Annotated in this window: 9 protein-coding genes; 6 read left to right on the top strand and 3 right to left on the bottom strand. The window is 48.7% G+C overall.

From position 1 onward, the window contains the following. A partial coding sequence (gene nadE / locus L0156_12705) for an NAD(+) synthase (GenBank protein ID MCI0603860.1) occupies positions 1–1,136 on the bottom strand: 1,136 nt, incomplete at its 3' end. Between the two features lie 86 nt (positions 1,137–1,222). Here nadE and L0156_12700 point away from each other — a divergent pair. The 5 genes from L0156_12700 to L0156_12680 all read left to right on the top strand — a co-directional run bounded on the left by L0156_12700 (position 1,223) and on the right by L0156_12680 (position 9,277). After that, positions 1,223–2,200 (top strand): MBL fold metallo-hydrolase, encoded by a 978-nt coding sequence (locus L0156_12700; GenBank protein ID MCI0603859.1) that lies wholly within the window; start codon positions 1,223–1,225, stop codon positions 2,198–2,200. Positions 2,201–2,224: 24 nt separating this feature from the next. Then, positions 2,225–3,631 (top strand): flippase, encoded by a 1,407-nt coding sequence (locus tag L0156_12695; GenBank protein MCI0603858.1) that lies wholly within the window; start codon positions 2,225–2,227, stop codon positions 3,629–3,631. A gap of 3 nt (positions 3,632–3,634) precedes the next feature. Further along, complete coding sequence (locus L0156_12690) at positions 3,635–4,507, top strand: methyltransferase domain-containing protein (GenBank protein ID MCI0603857.1); 873 nt, start codon at positions 3,635–3,637, stop codon at positions 4,505–4,507. A 73-nt stretch (positions 4,508–4,580) separates the two neighbouring features. Beyond that, positions 4,581–8,315 carry a response regulator gene (locus L0156_12685; protein ID MCI0603856.1) on the top strand — a complete coding sequence of 1,245 codons (3,735 nt, stop codon included), beginning with the start codon at positions 4,581–4,583 and terminating at the stop codon, positions 8,313–8,315. After that, positions 8,312–9,277, top strand: coding sequence for a quinone oxidoreductase (locus L0156_12680; protein MCI0603855.1), 966 nt, complete (start codon positions 8,312–8,314; stop codon positions 9,275–9,277). The genes L0156_12685 and L0156_12680 overlap by 4 nt, the downstream gene beginning before the upstream one ends. A 97-nt stretch (positions 9,278–9,374) precedes the next feature. Here the strand turns inward: L0156_12680 and L0156_12675 are convergent, their stop codons facing one another. Further along, positions 9,375–13,682 (bottom strand): ATP-binding protein, encoded by a 4,308-nt coding sequence (locus L0156_12675; protein MCI0603854.1) that lies wholly within the window; start codon positions 13,680–13,682, stop codon positions 9,375–9,377. A 230-nt stretch (positions 13,683–13,912) separates the two neighbouring features. On the opposite strand from L0156_12675, the gene L0156_12670 reads away from it, so the two are divergent. After that, positions 13,913–15,109, top strand: a complete 1,197-nt coding sequence (locus tag L0156_12670; GenBank protein MCI0603853.1) for a PLP-dependent aminotransferase family protein — start codon at positions 13,913–13,915, stop codon at positions 15,107–15,109. A 54-nt stretch (positions 15,110–15,163) separates the two neighbouring features. Here the strand turns inward: L0156_12670 and L0156_12665 are convergent, their stop codons facing one another. Then, a complete protein-coding gene (locus L0156_12665; GenBank protein ID MCI0603852.1) occupies positions 15,164–15,391 on the bottom strand; it encodes a hypothetical protein in 228 nt (75 codons plus the stop codon). Positions 15,392–15,429: the final 38 nt, after the last annotated feature.

Below are 15,429 nucleotides of genomic sequence, written 5' to 3'. Positions count from 1 at the left end.
TCTTCCGTAATATCCTCCGGACAATCTTTGAAAACCGCGCGCAGCTCTTCGCGATAAACATCAAAAATCTTTGGAATCGGTATGATCTCGTAACGGATGCCGAGATTTTTTGCCAAATTCACGGCATCTGTCACGGAGTGTTCCGAAGAATACTGTGAGGGCATCATGACACCCAGAACATTTTCAGGACCCAGAGCCTCGACTGCAAGCACGCAAGTTACTGCCGAATCGATTCCACCACTCAAACCCAGCAACACATTCCGGAATCCACATTTTGCGACGTAGTCGCGAACACCAAGCACAAGCGCCCTTCGTGCGTTCTCCATATCACTGGCGCTGCTCGGCCGAAGAATTTTTTCACCCGCTTCCCCCGCATCCAGATCAAATACAAGCAGGTCTTCTTCAAAATCCCTGGCGCGCACGATCATCTCGCCTTCCGGAGAAAATACTACCGAGCGCCCATCAAAGATCAGCTCATCATTCCCGCCAACCAGATTCACATAAATCACATGCTTCCGGTATTTCAACGCTTCCCCTCGAATGAGCTCCTGGCGCTCCTCCCACTTCTCCAGGTGATACGGGGAAGAGGAAATATTCACGATGAAATCCGCGTGCTTTTGGACCGCCAGTTGAACGGGATCGATGTGATACAGCAAACGCGGTGTGTAATCTTTGTCGTTCCAGATGTCTTCGCAAATCGTTACACCGATCCGCCTTCCATCCAATACAAGGGGGTCCTGGCTTGCGGCCGGCTCGAAGTAACGCCCTTCATCAAAAACGTCATAAGTCGGAAGCAAAGATTTCCGGTGAATCGACATTACGCGGCGGTTGCGGATTACCGCAGCTGAATTGAAAAATGGCTTGCCGGCGGGTTCGGGATTGATCTCCACAAATCCGACAATAGCCGTAATTCCATCTACTTTATTAGCAAGGCCGTGCAATACTTTTACGTTTTCTTCTACAAAACCGGCTTTTTCCAGCAGATCTTTGGGCGGATATCCCGTGAGAGCCATTTCCGGAAATATCATGAGATCCGCATTTTGCGCTTTTGCCTGATCTATGTAGGAGAGCATTTTCAGGGCGTTTTGCCGCAGCGCTCCGACGGTGCTGTTGATCTGTCCGAGTCCGATTCTCATGAATCGTCTTTATTGTAAACCAAACGTGTGATACAAGGGGGAGTTCAATGGTTCAAGAGTTCAATGGTTCAAAAGGAGAGAGAGGAATGAAAATATTCTTTTCACTGCTCATTGCAGTTTTACTTTCAACATTGTCGTTCGCGCAAACGCAAACGCAGCATCATGAACAGAAGCCCGAGGATCCGTTTCGCCTGCAGAAGTTAGGCGAACCCATCTACGCGCTTTATGGACGTGGCGGAAATATCGGTTTCTATATCGGTCCGGACGCTGTTCTGGTGATCGATTCGCAATACAGGGATCTGGCGCCCGGGATCGTACAAAAAATTAAGTCTGTAACAGACAAGCCGATTCAGTACCTTGTCAATACTCACCACCATCCGGATCATGTGGGGGGAAATGATTTCTTCAAACAGTTTGCATTGATCCTTGCGCATGACAACGTTCGCAAAAGAGTTTTGGAATCACCGAAAAGCATTCTGGAGGAATACCCAGAAGCATTGGAAGAAGCCAAAAAGGCGGGAAACGCAGACAGGATTCGCTGGATTGAAGAGCAGATTGAATGGGCAAAGAAGGTCAAGGTAGAAGAGATTGCCGCCCCCTTTTTAACCTTTGATTCGGAATTCCGCCTGCACATGGGCGGTGAAACGATTCATATCTGGCACACACCTCCGGCCCATACGGATGGCGATGGCGTTGCGTATTTTGAAAAATCCAGGGTCTTACACATGGGTGATTTGTTTTTCCATAAGGTCATTCCCTTTATCGATGTAAAAAGTGGTGGCTCCGCTCAAGGCTACATCACAGCGGTCGACAAAGTAATCAGCAGGATTCCTCCGGATGCGACGATTATTCCTGGACACGGCGAAGTAACAAACCTCGATGGACTGAAAACCTTTCGCAAGTATCTACAGGATCTGAATGAAGCTGCCGCAAAAGCAAAAGCCGCAGGCAAATCGAAAGAAGATTTCGTGAAGGAAATTGATTTTCCCGCGTATAAAGAGTGGCGCGGATATGAAGATCGTTTCAAAGAAAATGCAGAAGCAGCTTACGATGAAGCTCGCTAAACCCATATTGTATAGCACAGATTCATGACTAGTCTTAAGCGGCTGGCTTCCAACTATAGCCTTCTGGTGGCGGGCGAAGCACTGAGCAAGTTTTTCTCGTTCGTCGCTTTCATGTATCTGGCGCGAATTCTCGGCCCGAAGGCTTACGGGTACATGGAATTTACGCTCGCCGTCATGGTGTTCTTCACTCTGTTCGTCGATATGGGCTCGGGACCCTGGGGAGCTCGGCGGATCCCCCAAAATCCAGAGAATATACCGGAAACAATCACGTCAGTCCTATTGGTCCGTTCTCTGTTAGCTCTTGTCGGATTCGTTTTGTTGTATCTGTTTTCGCGTGGCATAGCCGAAGAATTGCCGCGCAAACTGCTTTTGATTTATGGAATCACGCTGTTCGCAATTCCGGGATTCTTGCAATGGGTATTTCAAGGGCTACAAAACATGCGGTGGGTAGCCTGGGCAACGGTGGTCCGTCAGTTTTTCTTTTCGTTTCTTATATTCGCCATCATTCGCCAGCCGAAAGACCTGCTCGCGATTGGATGGATCGAATGCATTTCTGTTGCTGCTGTGGTTCTCTTCATCATTTTGACTGTGCGGCGGGTGATGGGTGGCTTTCAATTTCGCTGGAATTCTGAAACTTTCAAACAGGGTTTTTTGCAATCTGCGCCCATTGGCTTCAGCGAGCTTTCCTGGGCTTTCATCTGGTACTCATCCACAGTCATATTGGGTCTGATCGTGGGTGGCCGTTCCCTCGGTTGGTTTGCAGCGGCGCATCGCCCGATCATGGCGATGCACACGTTCGTCTTCCTTTATTTTTACAATTTACTTCCCTCACTTGCCCAGGCCACGCAAGAATCCACGGACGTTTTGCGTAAACTCCTCAACCGCTCGCTGGCACTATCCTGCTGGACCTCTTTATGCGCGGGCACCATGGCAACGATTTTCGCCGAGTTCATCCTGACATTCATTTTCGGCACTCAGTACCAAAAAGCTGTCACAACTTTCCAGATTCTCATCTGGGTGCTTGTGGCGATGATGATTACAGGACACTACAGCTACACACTCGTCGGGTGGAATTTGCAAAAATTTCACATGATTAGTTTTCTTGCAGCGCTGGCAGCCAGTCTCCTGCTGAGCCCTCCTTTGATTTTACGTTACCAGATCATCGGCGCGGCGCTCGCGATTCTCGGTGCGCTTCTTGTGAAAGGAATCCTGGCCTGGTATTTCGTGAGGCGCTACGTGACCGTGGTCCCGCTGATAAAGCATCTGATAAAACCGCTGGCACCAACGATTTTGTCACTCCTGATTTACTGGAATTTTCCTGGAGTTCATCCCTTGATTCTCGCAATATCCGTGCCTGCTCTGTTTGCCGCCTGTCTGGTTTTTTTGCAGCCGGATTTGTTTACGCGTCTTCGGCTGGCATGGCAAGACTGATCCATGAGAAGATCCGATGTCTTGAAACGATTGGCGATAACGAAAGATGACTTTGTTGTTGAAATCGGATCAGGTCCCGCGCCCTTTCCCGGCACCAAATTGATTCTAGAAAAGTTCCCTTTCGAAAACCTGGAGCGATGGGGGAATGTCAAACCGGTAGCGCCAATGGTGCAAGCCGACGCGCTGCGGATCCCGCTGAAGGATCAATCCTGTGATGTTTTGTTTGTGTCTCATGTTCTGGAACATATGGATCAGCCGGAAAAATTTCTGGAAGAAGCGCAACGTTGCGCTCGAAGAATCTATCTTGAATTCCCGAGTTTCTACAGAGAATTAATGTATGCATGGTCGTTTCATAAATGGGTAGTGGAAATTCAAGGATTCAAATTGCTCTGCTATCGGAACGATATTCCTCAGATGTTTCATGACTTTTTTCACAAAAACTATGATCTGCTGCTTCATATCTGGAGTGAAGAAAGATTTGAGCAATTGAATAGCTACCTGTATGCGGAAACCGCTTCCCTGTCGATTGAGATTTCCACGCAGTCCGCTTTACAGGTTGCGCTCGAACGTGGCCACACAGGGGATCAAAAAGTAAATTTTGCAGAAGCCAGAAAGCCCTCTTATTCGACAGGCGAACTCGCAAAACTCCTGATTTACAACTGGTTACCACGGTCTGTTCTGCGATGGAAACAAAGTTTCTCAGACCGGCAGGGTGAAAATGCGTTCCATAAAATCGATTCCACGTTGTTTGAAAAATTCCAATGCCCGAGGTGCCGTTCAGGTGAATTAAGTCGATCGAAAACAGCGATCCTATGCGGGTCCTGCGACGCGAAGTATCCGGCAATCCGCGGGATTTATCATTTTGACCCGATGTAGCACAGGCGGCCCGCCTGTGGTGCTCCACCGGGGGGACGCCTGTGCTACATAAGCGTGTTATGATTGCAATAACATGGGTGCGCGGATCCTTATTGTCGAAAATGACCGGTTGTTCAGAGAACATCTCAAAGCTGCTCTGGAAAAAGCAGGCTACGAAACAGCTGAAGCCTCTGACGGGATGGAGGGTCTATTACTCAACCAACAGATCCATCCGGACCTGATCCTGTTGGATTTTGTCCTGCCCGGATTGGATAGTTCCAGGTTTTGCAGATATCTGAGACAAGATCCGGGGTCAGCTCAGACGGCGGTTGTCGCGCTTTCAACTATGCCTGAAGAAGAACTTCAGAAACTGGTTGGAGCCGGCGTGGATGCGGCCCTGACCAGGGAACTTCCGGATCTCGTTCCCAAACTGCTCGGCGTTATCCAACGGATCCTTGACATAAAAAAGACTCCACAGTCCAAACCTGCGGAGGGTTCGCCCGCATCACAAATCTTTAAAGACCTGATCGCAGAGAGATCTCACTTTGTTGAGATCATGCAAATTTTGCCTGATGGCGTTCTGGAACTCGACTCCTCACAGCGCGTTCTTTACGCAAATCCTGTTGCTTGCACGTTGCTTGGACTGAATGAGATTGCGGTGACCGGTCAAACTTTCCCGGAACTTCTGGAAGCCGAAGTCGGGCTACGGATTGCTGAACGAATGCGGGAGGCCATGATGGGCGCCCCCGCTTCTCTTCCAGAAATGGTACGGATCCATGAAAAAATGGTGCAGATCACATTGACACGCGCAAGCGGAAATTCGCTGGTTGCGTTGCTTCATGATTCCACCGGGGAAATGCTCAAGATGGATGAATTGCAGCAGCAGAATCAGCAACTGCAACATGCAAAACAGGAACTGGAACGGCGTTTGAGCGCGATCCAGGTGATTCAAAAACTTTCGCGGTCCGTGGCATATCCCTACGGCTATTCGGAAATTTTGGACGCCATCCTCAGATTTGTACCGGAATTGATCGATCAGGAAGCGACCGCAGCTCTCATAGAAAACTCGGATGGAACGACCCTGCACGTCTTTTTTTCGAAAGATATCGGGCTGGATAACTTTTCCTGGATCCGGTCACGACTCGTGGAGCAGTTTTTTTACCATACAAACAAAGACGTCGAACACGCCAAAATGGAAGAGCGAATGGAGGGAACAACCTGTTCCACGCAGCCGGCGGCGCCGCCGATCGCATCTTCTTTATTCCTGCCTCTAAAATACGAAGATCGCATTACGGGAGTCATCGGCTGTTTTTCCACCAATTTCTCCGAGTTTAACTATTTTGATCAGCAGCTTCTGGATCTGTTCCTGAGCCTCACATTTAATGCCGTGGTCAACATGCGGGATTTGATTGATATCGAACGGAAAAAAATTCGCGCAATGGTCGAAAGCATGGTGGACGGCGTTCTGATGGCCGATAAGAATGACGAGATCGTTGTGATGAATCAGGCGGCCAAAAAGATACTAAGGGTTTCGCGGCGTGAGGACAGCATTTCAAAAAAGTATTTTCAGGAAACTCTCGGGTTTTATCCATTTACGCTCACAAAGGGATTGGTTCACAAGGCGGGCTTGCAGGCAACCATTAAAGAAGAGATCAAAGTGTTCGACAAGACGCTGCACTCGGTTGTCTCTCCCGTTTATGATATCGATGGAAACCAGACAGGAACGGTTGTGGTTCTCAGGGACATCACCGAGATGAAAGAAACAGAAGAGCGCAAGAGCGATTTTCTTTCGGTGATCTCTCACGAGCTGCGCACTCCTCTTGCCAGCATTGGAGGATCGCTCGACCTGGTTCTGGACAACGTTGTGGGTGCGATCAATGAAAAGCAGCGGCGCTATCTGGAGCTCGCGAAAGACAGTTGCCAGAAGTTAAATGTTGTCATCGATGACCTTCTCGATATCTCAAAGTTTGAAAAAGGAAAGATGGAGATCCATATGGAGCCGATTTCCATCATCCAGCTGGTGGAAGAAGTGGCGGAAAAATTCCAGCCTTCGGCGATGGAAAAAGACATTGTCATCAAGCTGGAGAAACCTTCCCAGGACGCGAAAGTTTATTCGGATTACAACCGTCTTGTGCAGGTCATGAACAACCTGCTGAGTAACGCAATCAAATTCACACCGCAGCAAGGAGAGATTGAGATACGCGTCTTTTTGCCAAAGGTGTTGTCCCCTCACGTTGGAATCAGTGTAAAAGATACGGGGCCGGGAATTCGCGCTGAAGATCTGGAACGTGTCTTTGACAAGTTTGAACAGGTCCGGCACTCCGAAACGCGAAAGATCGGCGGAACCGGATTGGGTCTTGCGATTTCGCGAAGCATCATTGAAGCGCATAAAGGAAAGATTTGGGTCGAAAGCAAGCCGGGCGAAGGCGCCAAATTCATCTTCCTTCTTCCGGTGGAAAAGCGGGCCACTGTTTCTCCGGAAATCTATGCCGATCTGGGTGAACCTTCTGAGGAAGCGGAAATCCAGGCAATCATTATTGCAGCAGACGCCGACAGCGCGTACTTGATGAAAGGGATTCTGCTGGAACGCAACTGCAGGGTCACGCTTTCCTACAGTGCGCAGGATGGTTTTGAAATGATCCGGCAAAAACCTCCTCAATTGATCATCATGGATCTGGATTTGGATCCGGGCTCAGGTGTTCAGTTGATCGATATCCTGAGTCACGACCTGGAAACCTCCGGAATTCCCATTATTGCGTTTTCAAAGGATGAACCGGAGCAAGTTTTGCCGTTCCCGAACGTTGCTCACATTAAAAAACCGATTGAGATCAACGCCTTCTTGCAAGCATTATCCACAGCTCTGCTGAAAATCCGGGGCGGCGATAAACGCAAGAAAATTTTGCTGGTGGATGATGATGAAAGTCTGAGAATGATTGCTAGAGAAGCCTTGCAGTATCAAAACTACGTCGTGATTGAAGCATCGGATGGGAATCAGGCCCTGGAACTACTGCGTGTTCACAAACCGGATCTTGTGCTTCTCGATATCATGCTGCCGGGCGTGGATGGATTGAAGATAGCGCAAATTGTGAAATCCAACATTTCCACATCTCACATTCCTGTAATTTTTCTGACTGCCAAAGGACAAACGGAAGATAAAGTGAGGGCCTTGAAATCGGGTGGAGATGATTATCTTGTCAAACCTTTCGATTCCACCGAGCTTGCCGCCCGCATTGAAGCGATTCTGGAAAGGACCGAAAAAGAGCTTTCCGCCAGCCCCACAACAAAACTTCCAGGAAGCGTGACGATCGAAAAAGAAATCAATCAACTGCTGCAAACGCAAACAAAGTTCGCTCTCTGTTACCTGGATGTGGATAACTTGAAATCCTATAACGATGCTTACGGATATGCGAAAGCGGATCACGTGATCAAACAGACAGGTGAGATTATCCGCGAAACGGTTCTGAAACTCGGCCATCCAACCGATTTTGTCGGCCACATTGCCGGTGACGATTTCGTTTTTATAACCCATCCTGATCTTGCGGACAGCATGTGTCTCAGCGTTGTGGAACGCTTTGATCAAATCATCCCCTACTTTTACAAACAGGAGGACCGGCAGCGGGGTTATATCGAAACCGAAGATCGTTACGGTGTTTGGCGGAAGATTCCGCTTCTGTCGGTATCAGTTGTGGCCCTAACGAACGAATACAATCAGCTGACGGATCATGTACAAATTGCAACCCTGGCCGCAGATTATAAACGGATGGCAAAAGCGATTGCCGGATCCGTCTATATTCGTGATGGACAAAGAATCCCGTTGCGAACCGTATGAAGACGATCAGAATTGATCGATACGGTGGACCTGAAATGATGCGGGTATGGGAGATTGAGATCCCGCAACCCAAAGAGGGTGAGGTTCGTATCCGGATGGAAGCGATCGGTGTAAATTACATCGATATCTACCATCGCACCGGTTTATATGCCCTGGAATTACCGTTCACACCCGGAGTAGAAGGAGCCGGTGAAGTGGATGGGGTGGGTCCGAATGTTAAAGAATTCTCTGCCGGCGACCGCGTGGCTTTCACAATGCACCCCGGGGCCTATGCCGAATATGCCGTGGTTCCTGCCAAGAAAGTAATTCAGATACCTCACGGAATCTCATACATGCAGGCTGCAGCAATCCTGTTACAAGGAATGACGGTTCATTACTTGACTCATGGAACTTACTACGTAAAAGCGCACGACAAAGTGTTAATCCATGCGGCTGCAGGTGGTGTGGGTCGGCTGCTTGTTCAAGCATGCAAGCATTTTGGAGCTTATGTAATTGCCACCGTTTCGAACGAGGAAAAGGCAGATATCGCGATGGATGCGGGCGCGAATGAAGTTATTAATTATGAAAAGAAAGATTTTTTGGATGAAGTGAAAAGGATTACGAAGAACGTTGGTGTCTCCGTCGTATACGATTCGGTTGGAAAAACAACGTTTGAACGGAGTCTGGAATGTCTGAAGCCACGCGGACTTCTTGCGCTTTTTGGACAATCCAGCGGACCGGTCCCGCCTTTCAATGTTTCACTCCTCGCACGCAATTCTCTTTTTTTGACACGCCCCTCCCTGGCTCATTACACCACAACACGGGAAGAATTGTTGGAACGAGCCAGTGAGGTTTTTCAGTGGGTTCAAACAGGCGTGTTGAAAATTCGTATGGATCAGACTTTTCCGCTTGCACAGGCGGCAGAAGCCCACATCCGTCTGGAATGCAGAGCCTCCACCGGCAAAATCCTCCTCCTACCCTAGACAGCTTTTCTATAACGCAGAGACGCGGAGACGCAGAGATTAAAAAATCTTTTGTTTTTTCTCTGCGACTCTGCGACTCTGCGTTAAGAATTAGTGATTATATGGGTAAGGTGATCGTTACTGTGGTACCCTTCCCTTCTTTGCTCTCGACTTGAATTTTGCCGCCATGATCCTCGATATTTTTTCGCGCGATCGCAAGACCCAAGCCGGTGCCGCCCGTTTTTGTGGAGAAATAAGGTTCGAAAAGACGGGGCAAAATATCGGGAGGAACGCCCTGACCGGTGTCCTGAATTTGAATCCTGACTGAGGAGTCCGGGGTTCGTTCGGCCTTTAGGACAATTTTTCCGTTGCCGTTCATTGCTTGCAAACCATTTTCAATAATGTTCATCAGCGCGCCACGAATCTTATCCGGATCTATCCGGACAGTGGGCAGATCCTCATCGATATTCGTATGTACACCAATTCCTTCGGGAAAACGGTAGTGAGAGATCAACTCCTTCAAAAAGGGTTCCAGATCAACATCGGTCTTGTTCAGAACGGCGGGTCTGCCGTATAGCGAAAAATCAGAAACGAGCCGTCTTAACGTCTTCACCTGCTTGAGAATTGCGTCACTGCATTCGCGAAGCACGTCGCTAAAATTTTCGGATCTGTCGTGATAGACACGCACGAGGTGTTCAATAGACAGTTGAATCGGAGTCAGAGGATTCTTCACCTCGTGCGCCACACGCCGCGCCATTTCCGCCCAGGCAGAAAGACGGTTGGAACGGATGATTTCCGTGATGTCCTCGACAAGCAAAATCGAACCGCTCCAATTGCCTTCTGTAAACAACGGCACATACACCATGCGCAAGTACGATTCCTGTTGCCCGCTTCGTAAAGCGACTTCCTTGAGCCCGAAGTGTTCACGATTCGCTATAAAGGCCCTCAATGCTGTTGCAACAGACTGCCATTCGGGGCCATCAGGCACCAGATTCTCCAGCGGCCCCGAATATGGGGTCGGCATCCGGAACAGGCTCACAGCGGCCGGATTGTATGTTGCTACATTAATAATACTGTCAACGGATACTACTGCAGTAGTAATGTTGTTTAAAATGTTCTCAATATACGCGCGCCGCCGTTCCAGCGCCGTCTGTTGTTCATCCAGCGACGCAGCCATAGCGTTGAAGGAATTCACGAGTTGCCGGAATTCATCGCGGTAGCGTTCCTGGATCCTGTACGTCAGATTGCCGCGCGACATTTCACCGGTTCCATGAATCAGCACTTCCACGGGCTGGGAAAAACGGTTCGCAAGAGAATACCCAAGCAGAACGGCGAGCAGCACGAGCCCGGCGCCGACGAGCATCATGTATTCACGCAATTCGGCAATCTCTTCCTGCAGTGATCGTTCCTCGATCAAAAACGGAATCGTGATCACTTCATCGCGGTATCTGCCCGTATAAATCCTCCCACTCACATTGAGAAAACGAAATTCTCCAATCCGCGCTTCACTGATGCTATATTTCTGCCCCTTCAAAAATAGGTCTACGTACGTTTGGCCCGGCATCTGTTCTGGCAAAAGACCGGCTGCGTACAATTCGCGATTGCTGGAAGCCAGAAGGTGGCGATTGTAGTAAAACGTGACGTCTTGTTGTGTGACCTGGCTGATCCATTCCAGCAGCTCATTGGAGAATAGTTGCTCGCGCGAAACATCCTGCTCCTCTGCGCGATAAAACAAATAATCCCCAACCACCTTCGTCGCAACCGAAAATGAATTCAATGCCCGCGAAGTGACTTCCTCGATCTCCTTTTCCCAGGCGTAGTTGCGCATCACCAGTGAGAAGGAAACGATCGGAACCATTGAAAATACGACAAACGCAATCATCAATTTTTGGAAAAAATTAAAACCGGCCACTGCCTGCGCTTGAAAATGCAATATCAGATAGTGGCGGAAGAATGTTACGAAAATCAGAGAGAAGACCGACAGCCATATGAGATTGATCAGCAATAAATCTATGACATGCACGAGATGAACATAAGCAGCAACCGCTGGAAGAATCAGCGCCGCATAACCGGTGGTGACATCAAAAAAATAGACGTCATAGGTTCTGCCGCCCCATTTTTCCTGTACCCATCCTGAATTTTTCTGCCGGAGAAGGTCCTGGCCTTGTTGAGTGGAAAGGGAAAGATCAGCGCGTGAAACAAACACGGGACGCCACTGAAAATCATAGACATTCAGGTCCGGTGTGACAGCCGTGTAGGCGTCCGTATGAAAACGAAAGAGTTCCTGAAAAGGATTCGTGGGCGCCATAAACGAAAGGCTTTCATAGTCCTGGGCCGCTTCGATCACAAGATAACCAACCCCGGTGATATCGCGGACAGCAAAATGGACCGGTTTTCGCACGTTCCCAAGCAAAACAAACCGTCGCTCGGTCCCCCATCCTCCTTCCAGTACAGTATCCAGAATAGGAATCGCGAGGCGTGGCAAATTGACGGAGAACCGGTTGACCAATCTTCCTTCTTCATCGTAGATCTCCAGGGAAGAACGCGCGCCAAATCGCGCAAGATCGGTCCGGGTCCACAAACGAAAGGCCAAATCCGGAATCTTTGGATCAATCGATAAACGAAGAAGTGCTTCATCCAACTGTTTCCTTGAAGAAGCAAGAATCCTTTGAATCACTTTGTCCTGATCCCGGACCTGTTTTGCAGATTGTTCGATGAAGTCTTTGCGCAAATTACCGGCAAAATGAAATCGTGTAAAGTGGAAAATAAAACTTACTATCGAAAATAGTAGAAGCGCGATTAAGAATCTCGAAAACAGATTTATGCGCTCAAATCGATTCCCCAGACGCGGCAGAAAAAACACGAACAATCCTGTTCCAAAAAACAGAATGAGGGATGTGATCACCGGAATCGATGTTACCGACGGTAAAGAGACCAGAAATAGAACCGCAACCACGATCTGCAGAGTAAGGAACGAGACAAAATCTCTACGGGTTCTTAATAGTGGAGCAAGGCCAATTGCAGAAAGAATTCCGATCAGGATCAAAAAACTCAGATCGAGCCAGAGATTGCCCAGGATCTGTATCACATGGATAAGGTTTTCTTGAAAAAGTGGACCCTCTACCGGATCAAACGGCCCCAGAACCAGTGTGGATTTTACAAAACCGAGGTATCCTTTGATCAACCAGCCTGCAATCAGCGAGACCGCAAAGAGCCAGCCGTAATTGAGCCAGGAATATCTCCAGGCAAATGACGGTTTGGTTTTCCACAACAGGACAGCGAAGCTCCAAACAACATTCAGCGCTAAAAAAGAAGTGATGAATAACCCGCCAGATGAGCTGATTTGCGCACGCCACTTACCTGAAAGGGAGCTGTTTTTGAAAAGCCAGTTGGAACCGAACGCCGAAAATTCGGAAACCAGCACCAATCCAAACGCTGCAATCAGCACGATCACCAGCCAGTTGCCCCACAGAGACCTGCTTGAAACGTGCTGTCCCGAAATTCCAATGAATTCAAAAAAGGAATAGATTATGCCGAACAATAGATAAAGGAGGGCAGTGAGCTCAAACCACCAGTGAAGCCTGAAATTCTGGTGCGTAAGAAATTCCTGATATTGCGTTTTTTTCAACAGGACTGATATCGAAAAATCCGGCGTGACTGTAAAATTCTTGATCACCAAATCTGAAGAACGGGAAATCGTTACCTGAGAGTTGTAAAGAAGATCCGGGCGAATCGAAAGACCATCTGTTAACAAATTGTATGTTCGTAGATAACGTGTCTGGATCCCGTAATCAGCAGCGATGGGTTTGTTGACCACAATGATGAACGTCAGATTCTTTAGGATGGCTACTTGTTTGAGTCTCCAGAACTGCTGATGCAAAGCGTTATATACGGATATCTCCTCCGATTCCGGAAGGATGCGGATTTCTCGTGTTGAGAATTCGCCATTCCACGCGAGCAATGCTCCTTCATCATCGTATACAGCCCAGGAATAATCCTTCTTTCCCAGTCGATCCTGTAGCCGGACAAAAATGCTTCCCGGGCTGAGGACATCGATTGCATTCAGCTCTTCCCGAACTTCCTTCGTGTTATCACGAAGCATGTCAACTTGCCTGGTTGCCCTCTGATGGACGATTGCCGTCACCTGATCCACTTCTTTCCGGAAACCGGCTTCCGAGTACTTGCAGAGAAATGAGAAGTGAATAAAATCAGCGAACAGAATAGAGGTGATCAAGAGCCACAGGCTTGCAATGACATGCAGACTTCTCCAATGCACCGATTTGAACAACGGTATGAATAGAAGCGCGGAGAGAAGGGCGATTGCTCCATTCAAGAGCCAGAACGAATGAAAAAAACTCTCGAAACGGAACCAGATCAACAAAAAGAACGAAGACAGAGCTAAAAACTGAGAACGGGAGAGAATCATTCCTGATGTTTGCCGATCGAATTGAACCTGTTTAAGATAGATAAGTTATTCTGTTTCAATAATTTGATAATAATGGATGCTCAATAGACTATGCAAGGGAAGGAACTTGCCATGTTCCTCCTCCTTATGAAGGGTGAGGCAAGGTGGGGGTTGGAAAATCAAGAAGGAATGAGGACAAACCTTCCCTAGCCCCTCCCTTTATAAGGGAGGGGGATCGGAGAAATAGACGTATGAAGCCTTTTTCGAGTAGTGCGCAAAGAATGCAGCCATCTGCGATCCGTCAGATGACCAAGCTTGCCTCCGGGGCAGGTCGCGACCTGATTACTTTTGCAGGTGGAATGCCGAATCCACTCACATTTCCGCTCGAACAACTTGCGGAATATGCCGCAAGCGAAATCAAAGATCACCAGGGAAGAAGCTTGCAGTACGGATTGACCGCAGGTGTTCGTACTCTCGTACAGTGGGTTTGCGAACATGTAAACGCGAAAGGCATACCGGCAAAACCGGAAAACGTGGTTTGCACAACCGGGTCACAGCAAGCGATCGACCTGATCAGCCAGATTTTGATCGACCCGGGCGATTCCATCTTTGTCGAAAATCCCACCTACCTCGGAGCGCTGATTGCTTTTGTAAAAAGCGGAGGGCATCTGGTGGCAGTGGCGCAGGACAACCGGGGTTTGATTCTGGAGGACCTGGAAAAAAAACTGTCTGCAGTCCGGTCCCATGCAAAAAAACTGATCTACATTATTAGTAATTTCCAAAATCCGTCGGGAATCAGTCTGGTTGAAGAACGTCGCCTGCGGCTTCCTGAGCTTCTCGAAAAATATGATGCCTATCTGATCGAAGACGATCCCTATGGCGAAATCTATTTCGGAGAAAACAACATTCCCCCTGCTCCGGTTGCCGCTTCCGGTTCGGATCGCATATTTTATCTCGGCACCGCGTCGAAACTGGTTGCGCCGACCTTTCGCACAGGATGGGCTGTTGCCGCAGAGCCGTTGATGAAACGACTGGAGCTCGCAAAAGAAGCGGCCGACCTGTGCGGATCCATGCTGGATCAGCGCATCGTCTACCGTTTTTGTTCTTCCAGAGAATTTCCAGCACATCTGAAAATGCTCCGTTCCTTCTACGAAATTAGATACAAGGCGATCGCGGAAGCTTTATCAAGCGAGATGCCGGAAGGTGTTTCCTGGACAGACCCGACAGGAGGTTTCTTCGTCTGGGTTACGCTTCCACCGTATCTCGATGCGGAATCGTTTCTGGAAGAATCAATCCTGGAAGCGAAAGTTTCCTACGTGATCGGAAGGCCTTTTACGTGCGATCAATCGGCAAGAAATTGTTTGAGACTCGCTTTTTCCGTGGAGGACCCGGATCGCATTCACGAAGGCATCGCCCGATTGGCAAAAGTGATCCGGAAACGAATGTAACGCGGACGTCCCGTCTGCGTGAGCGCCGCAGGCGGGACGCCTGCGCTACTTTGCTTACATTCCTATGATGCGTGGATCGTTTTCTTCCTGGGTGATGGTCATCAGAGACCAGATCGATGGTTCCTGGCACTCATCGTGCAGGGGTAGTTTCATTCCCTTGATCATGTGAAGGTAGGCTCCAAGCCTTGGCACGCAGCTGGAGACGTCCCCTTCATGTTTCACAAACTGATAATTGCCACTGACCGGAACAACATCGCCTGAGCGAAAAAGTTTTTTCTCCATAGTCATTTACTCGTTTATGTTTGAGTTTGAGTTTGAGT

The sequence above is a fragment of the bacterium genome, from assembly GCA_022616075.1.
Lineage (GTDB): Bacteria > Acidobacteriota > HRBIN11 > JAKEFK01 > JAKEFK01 > JAKEFK01.
This window is presented reverse-complemented; position numbering and strand designations above follow the sequence as displayed.

Excerpts from the sequence above, each read along its gene's own strand:
- L0156_12670 (MCI0603853.1), top strand. The coding sequence starts at position 13,913 with ATGAAGCCTTTTTCGAGTAGTGCGCAAAGAATGCAGCCATCTGCGATC.
- L0156_12685 (MCI0603856.1), top strand. The coding sequence starts at position 4,581 with ATGGGTGCGCGGATCCTTATTGTCGAAAATGACCGGTTGTTCAGAGAA.
- L0156_12675 (MCI0603854.1), bottom strand. The coding sequence starts at position 13,682 with ATGATTCTCTCCCGTTCTCAGTTTTTAGCTCTGTCTTCGTTCTTTTTG.
- L0156_12690 (MCI0603857.1), top strand. The coding sequence starts at position 3,635 with ATGAGAAGATCCGATGTCTTGAAACGATTGGCGATAACGAAAGATGAC.
- L0156_12665 (MCI0603852.1), bottom strand. The coding sequence starts at position 15,391 with ATGGAGAAAAAACTTTTTCGCTCAGGCGATGTTGTTCCGGTCAGTGGC.
- L0156_12680 (MCI0603855.1), top strand. The coding sequence starts at position 8,312 with ATGAAGACGATCAGAATTGATCGATACGGTGGACCTGAAATGATGCGG.
- L0156_12695 (MCI0603858.1), top strand. The coding sequence starts at position 2,225 with ATGACTAGTCTTAAGCGGCTGGCTTCCAACTATAGCCTTCTGGTGGCG.
- L0156_12700 (MCI0603859.1), top strand. The coding sequence starts at position 1,223 with ATGAAAATATTCTTTTCACTGCTCATTGCAGTTTTACTTTCAACATTG.